Origin of the sequence: Compostibacillus humi, from assembly GCF_014637175.1 — a bacterium.
Lineage (GTDB): Bacteria > Bacillota > Bacilli > Bacillales > Amphibacillaceae > Oceanobacillus > Oceanobacillus humi.
Map to the genome: position 1 here is coordinate 39,314 of NZ_BMEV01000013.1, position 18,865 is coordinate 58,178.

At 42.4% G+C, this 18,865-nt stretch carries 21 protein-coding genes and 1 other annotated feature; of the genes, 8 read left to right on the top strand and 13 right to left on the bottom strand.

Features of this window, described 5'->3' with window-relative positions; all coding sequences use genetic code 11:
- Positions 1 to 61: 61 nt before the first annotated feature.
- The 3 genes from polX to zapA all read right to left on the bottom strand — a co-directional run bounded on the left by polX (position 62) and on the right by zapA (position 2,678).
- Positions 62 to 1,783 (bottom strand): DNA polymerase/3'-5' exonuclease PolX, encoded by a 1,722-nt coding sequence (gene polX, locus IEV18_RS05105; RefSeq protein WP_188391300.1) that lies wholly within the window; start codon positions 1,781 to 1,783, stop codon positions 62 to 64.
- A 106-nt stretch (positions 1,784 to 1,889) separates the two neighbouring features.
- Positions 1,890 to 2,417, bottom strand: a complete 528-nt coding sequence (locus tag IEV18_RS05110; protein ID WP_188391301.1) for a CvpA family protein — start codon at positions 2,415 to 2,417, stop codon at positions 1,890 to 1,892.
- Positions 2,418 to 2,678, bottom strand: coding sequence for a cell division protein ZapA (gene zapA / locus IEV18_RS05115; protein ID WP_188391302.1), 261 nt, complete (start codon positions 2,676 to 2,678; stop codon positions 2,418 to 2,420).
- A 132-nt stretch (positions 2,679 to 2,810) separates the two neighbouring features.
- Between zapA and rnhC the strand changes: the two genes are divergently transcribed.
- Entirely contained in the window at positions 2,811 to 3,737 is a 927-nt protein-coding gene (rnhC, locus tag IEV18_RS05120) for a ribonuclease HIII (protein WP_188391303.1), read from the top strand.
- Between the two features lie 45 nt (positions 3,738 to 3,782).
- On the opposite strand, the gene pheT is transcribed toward rnhC, so the two are convergent.
- From pheT to IEV18_RS05135, 3 genes are all read right to left on the bottom strand, one after another.
- Complete coding sequence (pheT, locus tag IEV18_RS05125; protein ID WP_188391304.1) at positions 3,783 to 6,209, bottom strand: phenylalanine--tRNA ligase subunit beta; 2,427 nt, start codon at positions 6,207 to 6,209, stop codon at positions 3,783 to 3,785.
- A 15-nt stretch (positions 6,210 to 6,224) separates the two neighbouring features.
- Complete coding sequence (gene pheS, locus IEV18_RS05130) at positions 6,225 to 7,259, bottom strand: phenylalanine--tRNA ligase subunit alpha (protein ID WP_188391305.1); 1,035 nt, start codon at positions 7,257 to 7,259, stop codon at positions 6,225 to 6,227.
- 335 nt (positions 7,260 to 7,594) lie between these two features.
- Positions 7,595 to 8,332 (bottom strand): TrmH family RNA methyltransferase, encoded by a 738-nt coding sequence (locus IEV18_RS05135; protein WP_188391306.1) that lies wholly within the window; start codon positions 8,330 to 8,332, stop codon positions 7,595 to 7,597.
- 109 nt (positions 8,333 to 8,441) lie between these two features.
- Between IEV18_RS05135 and sspI the strand changes: the two genes are divergently transcribed.
- From sspI to IEV18_RS17515, 6 genes are all read left to right on the top strand, one after another.
- The gene (sspI, locus tag IEV18_RS05140) at positions 8,442 to 8,663 is read left to right on the top strand and encodes a small acid-soluble spore protein SspI (protein ID WP_188391307.1); all 222 of its coding nucleotides are present in this window, start codon (positions 8,442 to 8,444) and stop codon (positions 8,661 to 8,663) included.
- A gap of 155 nt (positions 8,664 to 8,818) precedes the next feature.
- Complete coding sequence (locus IEV18_RS05145) at positions 8,819 to 10,348, top strand: DUF6583 family protein (protein ID WP_188391308.1); 1,530 nt, start codon at positions 8,819 to 8,821, stop codon at positions 10,346 to 10,348.
- A 32-nt stretch (positions 10,349 to 10,380) separates the two neighbouring features.
- Positions 10,381 to 11,598 carry an ABC transporter permease gene (locus IEV18_RS05150; RefSeq protein WP_188391309.1) on the top strand — a complete coding sequence of 406 codons (1,218 nt, stop codon included), beginning with the start codon at positions 10,381 to 10,383 and terminating at the stop codon, positions 11,596 to 11,598.
- Positions 11,595 to 12,704 (top strand): ABC transporter permease, encoded by a 1,110-nt coding sequence (locus tag IEV18_RS05155; protein ID WP_188391310.1) that lies wholly within the window; start codon positions 11,595 to 11,597, stop codon positions 12,702 to 12,704. Before IEV18_RS05150 ends, IEV18_RS05155 begins: the two co-directional genes overlap by 4 nt.
- Before the next feature lie 51 nt (positions 12,705 to 12,755).
- Positions 12,756 to 13,430: an ABC transporter ATP-binding protein gene (locus IEV18_RS05160; protein WP_188391322.1), complete on the top strand. Its 675-nt coding sequence runs from the start codon at positions 12,756 to 12,758 to the stop codon at positions 13,428 to 13,430.
- A 55-nt stretch (positions 13,431 to 13,485) separates the two neighbouring features.
- Positions 13,486 to 14,097 carry a lytic transglycosylase domain-containing protein gene (locus IEV18_RS17515; RefSeq protein WP_188391311.1) on the top strand — a complete coding sequence of 204 codons (612 nt, stop codon included), beginning with the start codon at positions 13,486 to 13,488 and terminating at the stop codon, positions 14,095 to 14,097.
- Between the two features lie 47 nt (positions 14,098 to 14,144).
- On the opposite strand, the gene IEV18_RS05170 is transcribed toward IEV18_RS17515, so the two are convergent.
- Together IEV18_RS05170 and IEV18_RS05175 are read right to left on the bottom strand one after the other, a co-directional pair.
- Positions 14,145 to 15,227: a M42 family metallopeptidase gene (locus IEV18_RS05170; RefSeq protein WP_188391312.1), complete on the bottom strand. Its 1,083-nt coding sequence runs from the start codon at positions 15,225 to 15,227 to the stop codon at positions 14,145 to 14,147.
- 46 nt (positions 15,228 to 15,273) lie between these two features.
- Positions 15,274 to 15,765 (bottom strand): dUTP diphosphatase, encoded by a 492-nt coding sequence (locus IEV18_RS05175; protein WP_188391313.1) that lies wholly within the window; start codon positions 15,763 to 15,765, stop codon positions 15,274 to 15,276.
- A 128-nt stretch (positions 15,766 to 15,893) separates the two neighbouring features.
- Between IEV18_RS05175 and IEV18_RS05180 the strand changes: the two genes are divergently transcribed.
- Positions 15,894 to 16,289, top strand: a complete 396-nt coding sequence (locus IEV18_RS05180) for a sigma-w pathway protein ysdB (RefSeq protein ID WP_188391314.1) — start codon at positions 15,894 to 15,896, stop codon at positions 16,287 to 16,289.
- A gap of 53 nt (positions 16,290 to 16,342) precedes the next feature.
- Here the strand turns inward: IEV18_RS05180 and IEV18_RS05185 are convergent, their stop codons facing one another.
- Genes IEV18_RS05185 through infC form a run of 5 tightly spaced genes read right to left on the bottom strand, consistent with a single transcriptional unit; the run spans position 16,343 to position 18,415 of the window.
- The gene (locus IEV18_RS05185) at positions 16,343 to 16,915 is read right to left on the bottom strand and encodes a TVP38/TMEM64 family protein (protein ID WP_188391315.1); all 573 of its coding nucleotides are present in this window, start codon (positions 16,913 to 16,915) and stop codon (positions 16,343 to 16,345) included.
- Between the two features lie 59 nt (positions 16,916 to 16,974).
- A complete protein-coding gene (locus IEV18_RS05190) occupies positions 16,975 to 17,232 on the bottom strand; it encodes a DUF1294 domain-containing protein (RefSeq protein ID WP_188391316.1) in 258 nt (85 codons plus the stop codon).
- A 59-nt stretch (positions 17,233 to 17,291) separates the two neighbouring features.
- Positions 17,292 to 17,648, bottom strand: a complete 357-nt coding sequence (rplT, locus tag IEV18_RS05195) for a 50S ribosomal protein L20 (RefSeq protein ID WP_188391317.1) — start codon at positions 17,646 to 17,648, stop codon at positions 17,292 to 17,294.
- A gap of 50 nt (positions 17,649 to 17,698) precedes the next feature.
- On the bottom strand, positions 17,699 to 17,893 hold the full coding sequence (rpmI, locus tag IEV18_RS05200; RefSeq protein ID WP_188391318.1) for a 50S ribosomal protein L35: 195 nt from the start codon (positions 17,891 to 17,893) through the stop codon (positions 17,699 to 17,701).
- A 15-nt stretch (positions 17,894 to 17,908) separates the two neighbouring features.
- Positions 17,909 to 18,415: a translation initiation factor IF-3 gene (infC, locus tag IEV18_RS05205; RefSeq protein ID WP_188391323.1), complete on the bottom strand. Its 507-nt coding sequence runs from the start codon at positions 18,413 to 18,415 to the stop codon at positions 17,909 to 17,911.
- A gap of 71 nt (positions 18,416 to 18,486) precedes the next feature.
- Positions 18,487 to 18,610, bottom strand: a sequence feature (ribosomal protein L20 leader region).
- Positions 18,611 to 18,865 lie beyond the last annotated feature (255 nt).

The following is an 18,865-nucleotide window of genomic DNA, read 5'->3' on the forward strand; positions in this document are numbered from 1 at the left end:
AATTTATGCTCCTTTATGGATGAGGTAGACCGTGGATGTATGTTCGTTCCGATCGATTTAATTATTTTTTGCCGGATTGAAAGAAACGTTGCAATTTTTCTGCATCCCACGTATTGATGACCGTCTCTTTCTTAATCCAGCCTTTTCTCGCCGTCTTTACGCCATATTCCATATGTTTAAGCATATGAAAACTATGGGCATCGGTGTTAATCGCCAGGAAAACCCCTTCGCTTTGGGCGAGCTTTGCCCAGTCTGCAGCTAAATCAAGCCGATTCGGATTTGCGTTTATTTCCAATACCGTATTCGTTTCCTTCGCTTTTTGAATCACCTTTTCCAAATTCACCGCATATCCGTTTCTTCTGCCGATGAGCCTGCCGGTCGGATGGGCAATGATTGTAACGTAAGGATTTTCCATCGCGTTAAAGAGTCGTTTCATAATTTGGTCCTCCGATTGTTGAAAACCGGAATGAATCGACGCAATAACAAAATCCAGTTCCTGTAGAAAGTCATCAGCAAAGTCAAGCCGGCCGTCGGGCAAAATGTCCATTTCCACGCCGGAAAAAATGTGGATATCTTTATATTTTTCGTTAAGCAACGCTATTTCTTCCCGCTGTTTCCGAAGCCTTGTTTCATCTAAGCCCCCGGCAACCCGCAAAAACTTGGAGTGATCGGTAATCGCCATATATTGATATCCTTTATCCCGGCACTTCAGCACCATTTCTTCCAGCGACTGAGCCCCGTCACTCCACGTCGTATGCATATGCAAATCGCCTTTTATATCCTTTGCGCTGATTAAGGATATATCCTCCTTAAATGCTTCGACTTCTCCTTTATCCACCCGCACTTCCGGAGGGATAAAATGCAAGCCAAAATGGCGGAAAAACTCCTTTTCCGACGAAAAGGTGCGCACTTCCCCTGTTTCTTCCACCTCAACACCGTATTCGCTAATTTTTTCTCCTCTTTCCTTTGCCAATTGCCGCATGCGGACGTTATGCTCCTTTGATCCGGTAAAGTGGTGCAAAGCAGTTGCAAAGGCATCCGGTGACACGAGCCGAAAATCGACGTTCACATTGTATACGTCTTCCATCGTTACCGATACTTTTGTATCTCCTTTGGCGATTACTTCCTTTATGTTCGGAAGACTTAAAAGTTCTTCCTTCACCTTTTCCGGACGGCTTGTTGCAATAAGAAAATCGAGGTCCTTTACGAACTCTTCCATTCTCCGCAAGCTGCCTGCCCGGGAATACTGTTCCACATATTCCATTTGCGAAAGGGCACTTTCCAGGTTTTCTGCAAGAGGAAGGACAGAGGCTACCGGCAGCCGTTCTGGCCGGTTTCCCGCTTCCTTTAAAGCTTGCAAAATTTTTTCCGCTGTTTTTTTGCCGAATCCAGGAAGCTGTTCCACCTTCCCGCTTTCACACGCTTCCTTTAATGTTTGGGCATTGGTAACGTGTAATTCTTGATATAACTTGGCCAGTTTCTTACCGCCTAAACCAGGAACATTGAGCAAGGAAACTAATCCAGGAGGAATTTCCTCTTCCAGCTGCTTTAACAGCGAGGATTGGCCGCTTTCGACATATTCCGTAATTACTTCCCCTGTTCCTTTGCCGATCCCCTTTATTCCAGTAAAGTCGTCTATCTCCTGCAAAGAACGGACGTCCCGCTCCAAAGCTTGTGCCGCCCGGCGGTAGGCTGCTATTTTAAACGGATTTTCCCCTTTTAATTCTAAGTAAACAGCAATTTTCTCCAACAGCCGAATAACATCTTTCTTATTCACTTCCATTTGCTTCACCTTGCTTTCATCTATCATCAAAAAAAGGGCTGATTCTTAAGCAGTTAATACTATTGTACAAAACTTACAATCGTATAACTACTAACTTGAATCAGCCTTAAAACCATAGCTGTAAAATTTTCTCCGAAAAATATGGTGTTTTCTCCAGCATAAAGAGGGCAATGCTGGAATCATTAATATACTCCTGTACCGTTGCTACCGGGACAAGGGCGAATATGTAAACAAGAATAAAAATAATTAAATACACTTCTAAAAAGCCTAAAACCGCACCGAGCAGCTTATTGACCGTTTTCAGCAAGGGAATCGATGCAACAATGTCCAACATGGAGGCAACGATTTGCAGTATAATCTTCACCCCTAAGAAAATTAAGACAAAGCTAATTCCGTTATAGAAAGCTTTTTCCAATGGCAACGCTTGTAAAAATATGGCCCAAGCGCTGTCGTCAGCAAGTTCTGGATACGGAATCCAAAGAGCGATATGGGATGCAACGTCATCGTAATAGGCAGCAGCGGCAATAAAAGCAATGATAAACCCGACTAAATGGAGCAGCTGCAAAATAAATCCCCGTTTTAATCCGATTAAAAATCCAAATAACAAGATGAAAAATAAGAAAAGATCAATCATTTATCTGTCCTCTCTCTTTACGGAACCTAGTAATCTGGCATAATCTTCTTTTAGTTTTAAATAATCGTTCATCGTATTGACAGCTGTAAGTACAGCAAGGCTGGCCATATCCAGATGTTTATTTGCATCCTGAATTTCTTTCATTTTCTGATCAACAAGACTGGCAACAAGTCTTACATGGCTGGCCGGCTCTTCTCCAACGATAGTATATGTTCGGTTATGTATTTCAACGGTTACTCGCTGTTTCTTCTCTTCACTCACGGAAAAAGCCCCCCGCTAAAAAATTCTATCATTTATCTTACCATGAAGTGGTTATTTTAAAAAGAAATATTTCTTTTTAAATAATAATCTGCTATAGTCGTCTTAACGAATTTTGAGGGAAGTGTGTTTTATATGGGACAAATTGTTTGCCAGTTTCCATTGGAGACAATCCGTAAAATGGAACGGCACTATCAGGATAGTTTGCGCAGCAAGCCGCAAGGAGCGATTTTTAGTGCGCAAACACCCGATGCGGTCATCACGGCCTATAAGTCCGGCAAGGTGCTTTTTCAAGGCAGACATCCGGAAGCAGAAATAGAGAAGTGGCCCCAAGGAGAAAGTAAAACGACGGAAAAACATGAACGGAACGAGCCGTCCCCCTTTACTCCGAAAAACAGCTTATATTTAAGCTCCCATATAGGCTCTGATGAAGCAGGAACCGGGGACTACTTCGGGCCGATTACAGTGAGCGCGGTATATATGAATGAAGCGAACATTAACTTGCTGCAAGAAATTGGGATTAAAGATTCGAAAACATTGTCCGACGATAAAATTTCCCAATTGGCGCTAAAACTGATGGAAGAAGAAATTCCTTACTCCCTGCTCGTTTTGCCGAATGAAAAATATAACCGCCTGCAGCGCCAAGGATGGTCCCAAGGGAAAATGAAAGCGATGCTTCACCACCATGCGATAAAAAAATTAAAGAAAAAAATCGGGAACCAACGCTATGACGGCATCGTCATCGACCAATTTTGCACGCCGCAAGTATTTGAGAGGTATATTCATTCTGAAGGCGAGCGGTTACTGGAGCATACTTACTTTGTTACGAAAGCAGAAAGTTACTCCCTTGCCGTTGCAGCCAGTTCGATTATCGCAAGAGCGAAGTTTGTGGAAGAGATGGAACGTTTATCGAAAGAAGTTGGGATTCCATTGCCGAAAGGCGCGTCGGAAAAGGTAGATCGGGCGATTGCCGAAATTATCCGTAACAAAGGAAAAGAAACATTACATTATTGCGGGAAAATCCACTTTGCCAATACGGAAAAAGCAAACAAATATTTATAACATGACCATGAAAAAAGGGCCTCCAAAAGGAGTGCCCTTTTTCCGTCAGGATCGGACATAGGTGTTAAATTGACCGTTGACTTTTTCGACGATTTCTTTATAACGTTCTTCCACTTCGTCATCTTTCAGCGTTTTTTCCGGGTCCTGGAATAACAGGCTGTAAGCGACCGACTTTTTGCCCTCCGGCAGATTTTCGCCTTCGTACACGTCGAAAATGCGCACTTGTTTCACTAATGGCGCCCCGACACTTTCGATATAATTCAGTACCGCCCCAGCCTGCACTTCCTTATCCATTATAAAGGCAATATCCCTTGTAATGGAAGGATATTTCGGAATCGAATGGTAGGCTAATTGCTTCGCGTAAGCTGTGAAAACTTCTTCCAGATTAATGTCAAATACATACGTTTCCTTCAAGTCCATCTTTCGCGCGAGCAATGGATGGACTTGTCCGATAAACCCGACAGGCTTTTCCCCGATTTTCAGTAAGGCGGTTCTGCCCGGATGCATCCCATCCACTTTGTCTTGATGGAAGGATACGGGCACTTGCAACAGTTCGCTTAACCCTTCGACTATCCCTTTCACAACATAAAAATCAACTTTCTTCACTTCTTGCTGCCAAGGCTGATCAACCCATTTTCCGGTTATTGCTCCAGCCAGACGCAATTGTTCTTTCGGCTGTTTTGTTAATTTCTCTTCATCAGAAATAAAGACAGACCCGATTTCATAATAGGCAATATCTTGCTGGTTTCTCGCCAAATTGTAGGACACGGACGCCAGAATTTCCGGCAGCAAGCTTAAACGCAAATATTTATGATCCTCACTCATCGGCATATGCAGCTGTACTGGGACCGGATTTTGTTCTTTTACTTCCGGGCTCAGCAATAGATGAATCCGGTCATCATTCGTCAGCGAATAAGTGCGGGTTTCCATCAAGCCAATGCCTTGCAAAAATTGATTGATTTTGCGTTTTAATTGCTGCTCATCTGTTAATCCTCCTGCCTGGGAAGAACCTGCAGGAAGCGTATACGGCAATTTATCATAACCGTACATCCGGGCAATTTCTTCCAGCATATCTTCAAAAATTTCAATATCCCGGCGGCGGGTCGGCACTTGAACCGTAAAGACGGAACCGTCTTTCGTATATGGAAAACGAAGCCGTTGTAAAATTTCTCCGATCTCTTCGTCGCTAATATTTGTGCCTAACCGTTCATTCACGGCCTCCGTTGCTACTGTTACTGTCTTTTCCGAACGATCCAGCTGATCAAACTCAGCTGCATTGGCGAGTACCGTTCCTCCTGCATATTTCGCCAGGAGATGACATGCCCGAAGACCTGCATTTTTCACCCGGTTCGGATCCACACCCTTTTCAAACCGTGTGCTCGATTCGCTGCGGAGTCCGGTCATTTTTACCGTATTCCGTACCGAAGCCCCGTCAAAATAAGCTGCTTCCAAGAGCACATTTTTCGTTCCATCGTGCACTTCCGAGTTGGCGCCGCCCATAACCCCTGCTAAAGCTGTCGGCTCGGCGCCATTTGTAATGACAAGCTGTTCTTCGGTTAACTTTCTTTCCTGATCATCCAGCGTTACCATCGTTTCCCCGTCACGGGCACGGCGGACTAGAATTTCTTTTGATCCAAAACGGTCATAGTCAAAAGCATGGAGAGGCTGACCATATTCCATTAAAACAAAGTTGGTTATGTCGACAACATTGTTAATCGGCCTTACTCCTGCTGCCATTAAGTAATTTTGCATCCATAATGGCGACGGCTTTATTTCCACGTCTTTAATCATAAATGCGGCATAGTATGGATTCAGATCGTGAGCGTCCACGTTGACAGAAATATAATCTGTCGCTTTTTCTTCCGCAAAAGCGACGGATTCGTCTGGCAGCGTCACTTCCTTATTTAAAATTGCTGCAACTTCGTAGGCGACACCAAGCATGCTTAGCGCATCGCTGCGGTTCGCCAGAACATCCAGTTCCAATATGGCATCATCCATATTTAATAACGGAATAACGCTTTCCCCAACCGGGGTATCTTCTGGAAAGATAAATATTCCTTTTGCCGCATCTTGCGGGATAAACTTTTCGTCGAATCCTAATTCCTGCAAGGAACAGATCATACCATTCGATTCCACTCCCCGCAGTTTTACTTTTTTAATTTTCATGCCGCCTGGAAGGACAGCCCCCGGCTTGGCAACGGCCACTTTTTGTCCTTTGGCAACATTCGGAGCGCCGCAAATAATTTGCAGCGTTTCGTCACCGACGTCCACCTGGCAAAGTTTTAGTTTATCCGCATTCGGATGCTGTTCACAGGATGCTACATAACCGACAACAACGTTCTCTGGTTTCCCGGCTACATATTCGATTCCTTCTACTTCAATTCCCGATTTCGTTATTTTTTCTGCCAGTTCCTCTGGCGTAATATCCCCTAAATCGACATATTTCCTCAACCAATTCATCGATACTAGCATACGATTCCCACTCCTTTACGCATGGTGAAATTGTTTTAAAAAGCGAATGTCGTTCGTGTAAAAACGGCGAATATCATCAATTCCGTATTTCAGCATGGCAATCCGTTCCGGCCCCATTCCAAATGCAAAGCCGGAATACACTTCCGGATCATATCCGGCCATGGATAACACTTTCGGATGAACCATTCCTGCGCCTAATATTTCAATCCACCCGGTGCCTTTACATACGTTACAGCCTTTGCCGTGGCATACTTTACAGGAAATATCCATTTCCACGGAAGGCTCGGTAAACGGGAAGTAACTTGGACGGAGACGGATTTCCCGGTCTTCGCCAAACATTTTTTTGGCGAAAATACTTAACGTACCCTTCAAATCGCTCATTCGCACATTTTTGTCGACGTACAGTCCTTCGATTTGGGTAAACTGGTGGGAATGGGTTGCATCATCCGTATCCCGGCGATACACTTTCCCAGGACAAATCATTTTCACCGGTTTAACCCCTTTATATTCCAGCATCGTCCTCGCTTGCATCGGGGATGTATGGGTTCTCAGCAAAATTTCATTCGTGATATAAAAGGAATCTTGCATGTCCCGAGCCGGATGATTTTTCGGCAAATTCAATGCTTCAAAATTAAAATAATCTGTTTCGACTTCCGGTCCCTCTTTCACTTCATACCCCATGCCGATAAACAGGTCTTCAATTTCTTCTACAATGCTCGTTAACAGGTGAGGACCCCCAACTCGTACAGGTCTTCCCGGAAGGGTCACATCGATGGATTCTTCTTCCAATTGCTTTTCCATCATTTTTTCTTCCAATTGTGCGGTTTTCTCTTCCAATGAAGCGGTTATCGATTGTCTGACGTTATTTGCCGCTTCCCCGACAATCGGCCGCTCTTCTTTCGATAATTTTCCCATTCCTTTTAATACAGCCGTCAGGGAACCTTTTTTTCCTAAATAAGCAATGCGGATTTCCTGTAATTCATTCATCGTTTCCGCAGCGGCAATTTTCTCCAACGCTTCCTTTTGAATTTGTTCCAATTGCTCCTTCAACTTTACTTCCTCCTTCAGCTAAAATAAAAAACCCCATCCCAATATAAGGGACGAGGTTTCATCGCGATACCACCCTTGTTGGCAAAACATGCCCAACTTCATTCAGATAACGGAAATGTTTCCGGTACACCTTTACTTAAGAACTGGACAATCCATTTTCTTAAGGTCCAAGTGCCAGCTCCCGAGTGAAATGACAGTATGGATTCGGTGAAAATGCTCCCAGTCTATGACATTTTCTCCCTTAACCGAATGATTCATACTATCCGGCTCGTTCTTCGCTTTTGCTATATTTTCCATTTAGAATACATTATATTGAATTTAAAATAAAGTTGCAACTATCCTTTCATGTAATACATTAAAATTCCTGCGGCAATGCTGACATTGAGCGATTCCGCCTTGCCATAGATCGGGATTTTCACAATTTTGTCTGCAAGCTTTAGAAGCGGCTTTTGTATTCCGCTTCCTTCATTGCCTAAAATAAGGGCGAGTTTCCCATCAGGAGAGACGGTATTGTAAATTTCCGCCCCTTCCAATGCGCTGGCCCAAACGGAGTAACCTTCCGCTTTTAACTTCGGAATGGCTTCCTCCAAATCTCCTTGCATTATCGGAATATGAAAAAGAGAGCCTTGGGTCGAACGAATGACTTTATCGTTGAAAACATCCACCGTTCCCTTGCCGAGAATAATGCCGGAAAAACCGGCTGCATCTGCCGTACGGATAATCGTCCCTAAATTTCCCGGGTCTTGAATCGCATCAATTAACAATAGCGGGGCTCCAACAATCTCCGGCTCCTCCCGGATATGTACGACTGCTGCAATTCCTTGAGGCGTTTTCGTCTGGGAAAGATGATTGAATACCGCTCCATGAACGTGCTGAATCGGTAAACTCTTGCCCCAGTCAGGAATTGGCGTGCCTTCAGCAAAAATCAGCTCTTCTACGTTCCAATCACTGCTTACCACCTCTTCCACTAAGTGGTAACCTTCGATAAAAAATTTCCCTTCTTTCATTCTGCCTTTTTTCGTTTGCAATTTTTTCCAATATTTTACTTTTTCATTTTTCGTCGAAGTAATCATTTTGTCCATCCTTCGTTTCATTTCTTTTCTTATCATACATATTTTCACATAAATTGGTCAAACTATCGATAGTTTATGAAATGTGATTTTTTCGAAAGGAGCTGGACAATTGGATTTAAATATTCGAAAAGCAATTTTGCACAATTTGCAAACAAATGACCAGGAGCAGCTGCGGGCAACTATCGTCGATGCAATCGAGGCAGGAGAAGAAAAGATGCTCCCGGGTCTTGGCGTATTATTTGAATTAATTTGGAATCAGTCGAATGAACAGGAAAGGGAAGAAATGGTCGAAGCGCTGGAACAAGGGGTAAAAGAGGCTACAAATTCATAAAATAATGGACTGTTTTATCGGAACGCAAGCATGACAAGCCATGCTTGCGTTTTTTGCTGCCTCAAAAAGAATCCGTGAATCTTTTATCTCCTTTCATAATATACATGTATCAGTATGAAGGACATGCATTGTGTACCGTTGAGAGGAGGACAAACATGACATATTCTTTCCGCCATAAAAGCAACATAAAAAATCGGGTGCTAACCATCCTGTTGCTGTTTGTATTTGTAATCGGAGGCGGAGTGGCAGCTCTTGTATTAACTTCGAATTCCCCTAAAGAGGCATATTTTTTAGCGGAAAAAGAAACGTTCAACATATTGAATGAAGCTTTATCCGACCGCTATAAAGAAGAAATCCACTGGAATGAAATGCAGCAAACAAAACCGACGGAGCAAACGATAATGGTAGGAGCAGATTTCTCCCTTCCCCTAACAACTGAGCCAAATGCAAGCTTCAATCCTGCACAACTATTAAGCCATTCTGCATTGACGATAACAGCCCAAACCGATTTGGAGCAGGAAAAAATGGCGGCGGATTTGCAATTGAATGTCGCAGGAATGAAGGTGGAAGGTTTTCAGCTGTATTTAAATGAAGAAATGATGAATATGAACTTCCCGTTTATGGATGAAACCGTGCAGCTTCAATATGAAGATACAGGAACCGTTTTGCACCAGCTGGATCCCCTCATCTTTACCGGGGAGGAAACGTTTGAATTTGGCGATTTATTTGGAAAAAATGCGCTCGAAGGAACACAATACCTCCATAAATATGGAACGTTGTTATACGAAAAATTGCCGGAGGAAGCATTCACTTTAACCGATGAAACGATTGATATGAATGGAAATTCGATAAACACAGAAAAAATTGAGCTTCGGTTAACGGAGAAGCAAGTCATCGATGTTTTCACCTATCTGCTGCAGCAAATGAAGGAAGACGAAGCATTTAAACAATGGGCTGAAAAACAATTTTCTTCCCTTTATGCAGCTGACGGCAAAAAGACAGATATGGACACAGTGCTGGAAGAATGGCTTCAAATGCTGCCAAATTGGAAGATGCCGGAAGGATTTACTTCCACCATTTGGACGAAAGACAATCTCATTGTCAAAAGAAAGCTTCAATTTGAATATGCTCCGGAAACGAAACAATATCTTTATTTAACGCTGGAAGGAACGCAAAACTGGACGAAGGAAGAACAAACGATGGACTACGTATTCGACTTTGGCGATGCCTATTCCGTTGGAACGATCGAGCTAAACGGCAGCTTATCCTGGAAAGAGGGGAAAGCTGAAGACGACATGCAAATGCAGTTTGGACCGTATTTGCTTGCTTATCAAGGGGAAGAAAAAAGCACAGACGGAGAAAAGGAATTTGTACGCAATTTTACAATAGAAGATGGCAATACGAGCCAAACTCTTTCCTGGGAAGGTACAGCTCATTATGATGCGGATCGGATGGAAGGAGAATATACGATTGCGATGAAGGATAACAAAACGGAGCAGCAATGGTTTGGGATAACGGTGGATCAAAAGGCAAAGGAAATTTCCGAAGTCGTCATTCCCTCTTTTCCGAATACTATTGATATCGGAAACATGGAGCCGGAAGAACGGAAAGAATTTTGGGAAAAGGACTTTATGGCAAAATTTCAGCAATGGATTTTTAATCATTTAACCGGCAGTTCCTTTTAACAGAGAAAAATAATAATGGAAGGACAAGACATATGGGAAAACAGCTGCTCTTATTTTTACAATTGGACGGGAAAAACATTAAGAGGAAATGGCGAAGCCTTCCTCTTCTTTTCCTGTTTCCGGTTCTGTTTACGCTTCTCTCTGCCATACTGATTGCCTTCTTGATTCATCCGCAGGAAAAGAATAGGATCACCGTCGGATTAATTGACCATGACGATACACCGGAAACCGAGGGCATCGTCCGGCTTTTTGCACAGTCGGAAGAAATGAACAGCTTGTTCCGTATTAAAGAAATGTCGGAAAGTGAAGCGGAACAGCTGATGGAACAAGGTGAGATCAGCGCCTATATTATCCTGCCTAAAGACTTTACCGCCAATTTATACGAAGGAAAATCTGCCGTTTTGCCTGTTATCGGCAACCCGAATAAGCAAATGGAAAGTCACTTAATCTATGAAATAGTAGAAAGCATCGCAAGACATATTCGCTCCTCCCAGGCGAATATATTAACCATCCATCACTTCGCATCGGAATTGGGAAAAAATGAAGAAAAATTACAAGATCTTCTCTTCCAGCAATTTACAGATTTTGTGTTCTATACATTAAGTTCGGGACAAGTAATCCATGAAAAAACTGCCAATAATGAAGCCACTTCTTCTCCTATGAACTATTTCTCCATTGGAGGACTGTTTATTATTTATACGAGCTGGCTTTGGCTTGTTTACTTATACCTATACCGGGAAATAGATGAACCGTTAGTCCAAAGAATGAGATTGTATGGGGTAACAAAATTAAGCTTTTTATTGTCGCGAATGATCTGGTCCCTCTTCATTGCAATTAGTTGGACAGGAATATTATTTATACCGCTCCATTTGTTATTGGACTTTGAGCTTGGAATGATAGATTTTCTGAAAATATTTGTCATTTATTTCCTCCACGGCCTGCTTTTCCTTTGCTGTATATGTATAATCGAAATCGTGTTTTCGCAGGAAAAGGTACAGCTGTTCCTGCAGTTAATCACGTTTGTCGTTATTTCTCTTTTTAGCGGGGCAATTATACCGGCAATCTATTTTCCTATATGGCTGCAAGAATTGGCATCCTATTCCTTTTCTTATGAAGCATTTTATTGGGTAAGGGAAATCGTGTTCTATGGACGAAAATTTGTTTCTTTTCTCTGCCTTCTTTGCATGACAATCGGCGGCAACATCATCCTTTTTGGCATTTCCTCGTGGAAGGAGCGGTTGCAATCTTGATATCAATAATTAAATCCCGATGGATCCTTTGGAAAAAACATTGGCTGGCAAATAGTTTATTTCTTTTCCTTCCCGTCGTTGCAACGATTATCACCATGACGCTCTTCACCAATATTCAGGAAGACAGCAAGGTGCCGATTGCCATCGTAAAAAAAGAAGACTCCCCTATGGCTGATTCGCTCTATGAAGCCGCAGCGGATTTGCCGTATATTCGGCTTTTCAATCTTTCCGAAAAGGAAGCGCTCATAAAATTAGAGCGCCATGAATTGGACAGCGTATTTGTCATTGACAGCGGATTTGCCGAAAAGATTAAAAGCGGAGCAAGAAACCGCCTTATTACCGGATATTCCAATCATGGATCTTTTGCCTATACACCTATTAAAGAAATGCTTGTTTCCTATGTACAAACTTTAACTGCCCAGGCAAAAACATATTATACTGTCGACCAAATGGCTGGCGGAAAATGGACATGGGAAGAAGTTACAGAAAAAATTAGCGATATCCAGACAGAGCAGCAGTTGCTGGAGACTACGTTCCATTTAAATTCAATTGCCGGGAATGCAACAAATGAGGAGCGAAACAGAAACTTATGGGAAATATGGGGCTATTTCATGTTCATCAGCATTTTCTTTCTCTTTGACTGGCAAATTAAAGAGAAAAAAACAGCGATTCTCTCCCGTTATGCAATGATGAAATACTCTTACCAGCAATATGTTTTCTTCCATACTGCTGTTTATACTTTCATGTTCGTCTCCATTTGTCTGTTATCCGCAGCAATGTTCCATATGTTATATGAAGAAAAAATCACTTTTTCTCTCCTATGGAGTATGGTGATGTATACGATTACCCTTAGTCTTGCTGCCAGTATTCTTTCTGCCGTCTATCGCTCTGTCTATGTTTATTACTGGACTGTTCTTTTAATTAGCGGCGTCTATCTCATTACGAGCGGAGTCATTATCCCAACGGATGGAATCGTATCAGCATATCCTGTCATTTCGCTCGTCCACCCTGTTTACCCTCTAGTGCAAGAAAAATATTTCCATCCGCTCGTTATTTTGTTCCTTGGCCTGTTCCTCGTTACGCAACGGAAGCAAAAATATTTTTAACACTTTCACAACTTGTGCTGCTTTAATTGAAAAGGAAAGGATGTACAGATGATGCTTATCGTGGAAAAACTATCCAAATCTTACGGAAAAAATATGATTTTTGACAATCTATCCTTTAACGTCCATCCCGGGGAAATTGTCGGTCTTGTCGGGGAAAATGGAGCGGGAAAATCTACTTTGCTGTCTATTTTAGCAATGGTGCAAAAAGCCGATGCTGGTACGATTACCCTTAATCATCAATGTTACCAAACGGATAAAAAGGAGCTGCGCCGGCAAATTGGCTTTGTGCCCCAAGATTTGGCCATTTGGGAACAGTTATCCGTTAAAGAAAATATGCAGTTTTTTGCGCAGCTCTCTTGGGTAAAAAAAGACATGGCGGAACTGAAAGAGTTATGTCTGCAAATGCAGCTGGAAAAATGGGACGAGCCGGTAAAATCGTTATCCGGGGGAATGAAGCGGAAACTGAATATTGCGATTAGCCTAATCCATGATCCGCATTTGCTGCTATTGGACGAACCGACTGCAGGAATTGATTTAAAGTCCCGTACGGAAATCGGCCGCTACTTAAAGCAGTTGGCTTCCCAAGGCAAAATGATTATTTATACTTCCCATGATATGGATGAATTAAGATCCCTATGCGATAGAGTCTTATGTATCGGCAAAGACCCTTTCTATAAAAATATTTTTCACGAATCTCCCATTCCATTTCTAGCAATTCCCGATTGATTCCTAGCAAAAGTGAGGCTACAATAAAGGTAATGACAGAAGAAGGTGGACGAACATGGAAATTCGTGATTTGCAGCAAATGATCCAATTTCAGGCTATGTCTATACTTGCATCAGGAAAACCGGCAAGTTCAGGTTCGGTTCAGGATGATACTTTCCGGCTCCTATTGCAGGAAAAAATTAACCGGGCGATGATGTTAACGAACAACAACTATAATAAGAGCAGCGCTTATGACGCAGGAATATTTCCTTCCTACCGTATGCAACCGTCTGCCCCGCTGTTGCCGGCCAATTCGGCATATGATGCTTACATAAAATCTGCCAGCGCAAAGTACGGAGTGGATGAAAAGCTGATTCACGCGGTGATTCAGGCGGAATCCAATTATCGGGCAGCGGCAAGAAGTTCTGCCGGAGCATTAGGTCTGATGCAACTGATGCCGAAAACGGCAAAAAGCCTGGGCGTGGAAAATCCTTTAGACCCGGCACAAAATATCGAGGGCGGCACGAAATATTTGCGCCAATTGCTGGACCGTTATAACGGTAACATTACACTGGCTTTGGCAGCATACAACGCCGGACCGGGCAATGTGGACAAATATCAAGGAATACCGCCGTTTAAAGAGACTCAACAATATGTTCATAAAGTAATCCAATCCTACATGGCATAACGGCAAGAAAAAAGAGGGATTCCAAAAATTGCTGGAATCCCTCTTTCTTATGCTAAGATCAATTGCTGCACCTTTTCTCTATCCAATTTTTTGATAACAGCAACAAGAAGTTTTACCGCATTTTCGAAGTCATCCCGGTGCAGGATGCCTGCATGGGAATGAATGTAGCGGGTTGCCACGGTAATGGACAAGGAAGGAACCCCATTTCCTGTTACATGGATTGACCCGGAATCTGTTCCTCCTCCGGCAATGGAAGCATATTGGAACGGGATGTTATTTTCTTCTGCTGTTTCCACGACTAAATCTCTTAAGCCTTTATGGGAAACCATCGAAGCATCATAAAGAATGATTTGCGGCCCTTTGCCGAGTTTGCTGTCTGCTTCATGGGATTTAATTCCTGGCGTGTCGCCAGCGATTCCAACGTCGACGGCAAAACCGATATCCGGCTGTATTTTATGCGCTGCCGTTTTAGCTCCGCGCAATCCTACCTCTTCTTGGACATCCCCGACACTATAAACGATATTAGGATGGTCCGTATCCTTTAACTGTTTTAGTACCTCAATCGCAATGGCAAGTCCTATCCGGTTATCCCAAGCTTTGGCTAGCAGCATTTTTTCATTCTTCATTGGAGTAAATTCAAAATACGGCACAATCATATCTCCCGGTTTTACCCCGAACTCTTCCGCTTCCTCTTTGCTGGAGGCACCGATGTCAATAAACATATCTTTTATATCGTACGGTTTCTTCCGCGCCTCTGGAGATAAAACATGGGGAGGCTTCGAGCCGATCACTCCGGTTACATCTCCTTTGGCAGTGACAATCGTTACCCGCTGGGCGAGCATAACCTGATTCCACCAGCCGCCGACCGTTTGGAAATAGACAAATCCTTTATCATCTATGCGGGTAACCATAAACCCGACTTCATCCAGGTGCCCTGCAATCATAATTTTTGGACCGTTCTCATCTCCGACTTTTTTCGCGATGGAACTGCCTAAATTATCGTTCATCACTTCATCGGCATATGGAGAAATATATCGTTCAAATACTTCCCGCACTTCCTTTTCATTACCGGGAATCCCTCTAGCATCGGTCAAATCTTTCAGCATCGTCAATGTTTCATCCAGTTTCATATGTATGCCTCCTTTTCTCTCTTTTTCATTATATCGTTATTTTCCATTAATATCCTTTATTTTGCCTTTCATAGTTCACTTCATTCTTCTTTTTATACGCCTCTCTTACATCGCTTTCTTGAAAGCCCAATAACTCCCCTAATAGGAGGTAGGAGGAAAATAATGCTTCATACGTGTCAGGAGCAGGATTTTCTTTAAACTTCTGACATAAGGCAAATACTTTATTAAATTGCTCCGTTTCCGTGATTGGCTCTTTCCCTTCATTATCTTTCATTCCTTGGAAGCGGAAATTTTTTTCCAGACCCAGCGAAAGGAGAAAATGGATGCCGTCGACATATTCTTCTAAGATGACCGGCTGACTGCTTCTCTCTTTCTTGCTCCAAAACTTGAAACAGCGGGTTTCATTCGCCAATTCGCCAAGTTCGACAAGCAAAGCTAAATACTTTTCTTCAAATAAATCCCTGCTTTTTAAGCCGTGTTTTTCTTCAATATGCCTGTCCAGTTCTTTCTGCATCTGAAATAGCTCGTTCCAGTCCACGATTTAACTCCTCTTTTCCTGTTGTTTTCTTAATTTATATAAATTGTAGCATGTTTTTTAAAAAATAGTGAAACCATACATTGTTTTCATTCGTATGGTTAGTAATAATAGACAGGGAGACGATAAATATGATTATCATATTATTTCGCATACTGATTATAATCGCCATAGTTCTCCTCTTTTACACCCTTATTTCCTATTTGCGGAATCCGGAGCGGCGTTTAAAAATAGCGAAAGAAACGAACGGATTTTACTTTTTAGACGAGCCGGACAACAGCAAAAAGAATTTGCACTTCGTTTATAAAGGCTGTCTATTTGACGGGGAGAAATATGTAGGAACGACGGAACAAGCCTTTGAAGTAGTAGATATTCATATTTCTGTTCGCAACCCGATGGAATTGGCCGGATTGACCCGGGAAGATCTTTATTTCCTTGAACGGGAAATTTTGATTCGCTATCCCCATGCAAAAATCAAATGGAATCATCCGATTAATCAATTGCTTTTAACGCATATTGAAGAATAAAACGAAAGGTGTTTCAAGTATAAATGCTTTGAAACACCTTTCGCTTTTCTGATTTACGTACTCATTTGGAAAAAATCTTCCCACTTAATCCTTATTTCCTTCCTGCGCAACAGGTAAATCATAATAAGGATGATGAGTAGCATGCCGGTAACGGAAACGGGAGATAAATTGGAAATCCAGCCGCCGATGGATGTATAGATTAATGCGAGGGGAATATTTGAAAGAAATGAAAGTTTCGTGTAGTCCTTCATGTTGCTTGTAATTTCGACGAGACAAAGGGACAGCAGGTGAAAGTGGATAAAGGGAATCAGCCGCAACATGGCAATCTGGGCTGCACTAAGCTCGGTATATTTGCCTAAACATTTTTGCTTTAATTTCAGGAACCGCTGCAGCTGCCTCGGCATGATATGAATTAAACGGTAAAAGATGATGCTCGACAGCGTTATTCCGATGATGGAATATATCGTTCCGAGAATCGGTCCAAACAACACACCGCCAGAAATACAAATGAAGACGACAGGCAGAAAAAGCAAAGGGCGGATGAGATGAAAACAAATAAATAATAGCGGTGCAAGAATTCCTCCCCATTCGATGACCGTCATGATGTACTGTTCGAGAAATTCCATGCGTCCCCTCCTTCCTTTTATGCTACCGCTTTAACATCTATATGACATGAGACGAGCTATTATGACAAAAATAAGAAAAGGACCAATTGCAGAATGATTAGAACAGGCATCCCGATGCGAAAAGATGGATGCTTCGTTTTATGGCGAAAGACGTTCATCCCGATATATGCGCCGACAGCTCCGCCAAGGAGGGCAAGCAGCCAAAAGGTGCGTTCCGGAATGCGAAATTGGCCGTTGATTGCCTTTTGCTTATCAATATACATAAGAAAGAAAACGATTCCGTTCACTCCAAGTAAATAGACAAAGATAGATTCCATTCCAATCTCTCCTGTAAGAAGAAAAAGGTGAAATCGAATTCGATTTCACCCTTTCCTGTTTATTTTAACGCTTCTTTTGCTTTTTCCACTAATTGAGCAAATGCTTTTTCGTCATTTACTGCAAGGTCAGACAGCATTTTCCGGTTAATGTCAATGCCTGCCAGCTTCAAGCCGTGCATTAGCTTGCTGTAAGAAATGTCGTTTAAACGTGCAGCCGCATTAATACGGGCAATCCAAAGTTTGCGGAAGTCACGTTTTCTTTGACGGCGGTCACGGTAGGCATACTGACCGGACTTAATCACTTGCTGTTTTGCTGTTTTAAATAAAGTTCGTTTCGAACCGTAATATCCTTTAGCTAATTTAAGGACGCGCTTACGACGTCTGCGTGTTACTGTTCCACCTTTAACTCGTGGCATAATAATTCCCTCCTAATTACGTTTACGATCTGTTTCCATGTATTTTTTTCTTACTTAGGAAGCATCGATTTGATGCGTTTGAAATCTCCGGAAGACACTAATGCGCCTTTGCGAAGTTTGCGTTTTTGCTTTTGGGATTTATGAGCAAACATATGGCTTGTATAAGCATGAGCTCTCTTTAATTTTCCAGTACCAGTTCTTCTGAAACGCTTTGCAGAACCTTTATGAGTTTTCATTTTTGGCATAATTATTTCCTCCTATTACTTTTTGTCATTAATTGGGGCGAGCATCATAAACATATTGCGGCCTTCCATTTTCGGCTTCGTCTCGACAACCGCAATATCCTTTAATTCTTCCGCCAACCGATTAAGCACGTCCTGACCAAGTTCTTTATGGGTAATGGCACGACCTCTAAAACGAACCGATGCTTTCAGTTTATCGCCTTTTTCAAGGAATTTCCTCGCATTTTTCAATTTCGTTTCAAAGTCATGATCCCCAATTCCTGGTGTGAAACGGACTTCTTTAATATTAATGACCTTCTGTTTTTTACGGGCTTCCTTCTCTTTCTTTTGCTGCTCATAGCGGTATTTCCCGTAATCCATAATTCGGCAGACAGGGGGCTTTGCATTTGGGGCAACCAAAACTAAATCAAGATTTCTTTTTTGGGCAATTTCCAATGCTTCCTGCCGTGATTTAACCCCAAGCTGTTCTCCGTTGGAGTCGATGAGACGTACCTCCCGGGCCCGAATTTTTTCATTCACATTCATTTCTTTGCTAATGGCCATCCACCTCCGATTAATTTGTCCGACCTGATCTATGTGACAAGTGTTCAGTTTTCTCATTAAAAAAAGTGTCGGCACACATTGCACCCACACATCTCCATTACATCAAAGCATAATTGGAACCAGTCAACTGCACCAAGGCGTCAATCTGGTGAGAAGCGGGTGCTTCTACTTGTCTTACATATAGATCATTTCCTATTAACTTTTTAATCGTATCATGATTACGGATACCTGTCAACACATGTATACTTCATCGATACATCATGTTGTCCTAGGTAATCATAGCATAACTTAAATTAAATGTAAACGTATAATTTTCCATAGTTTGTGTCAAGCTTTTCTCGGTAACCTTCTCACACCAGTATTTCCGGCACTCTATTTTTGTACGCTTACTTAGGCTACCGCGCGATTACCATCGCTTGGTGGCCTGTTATT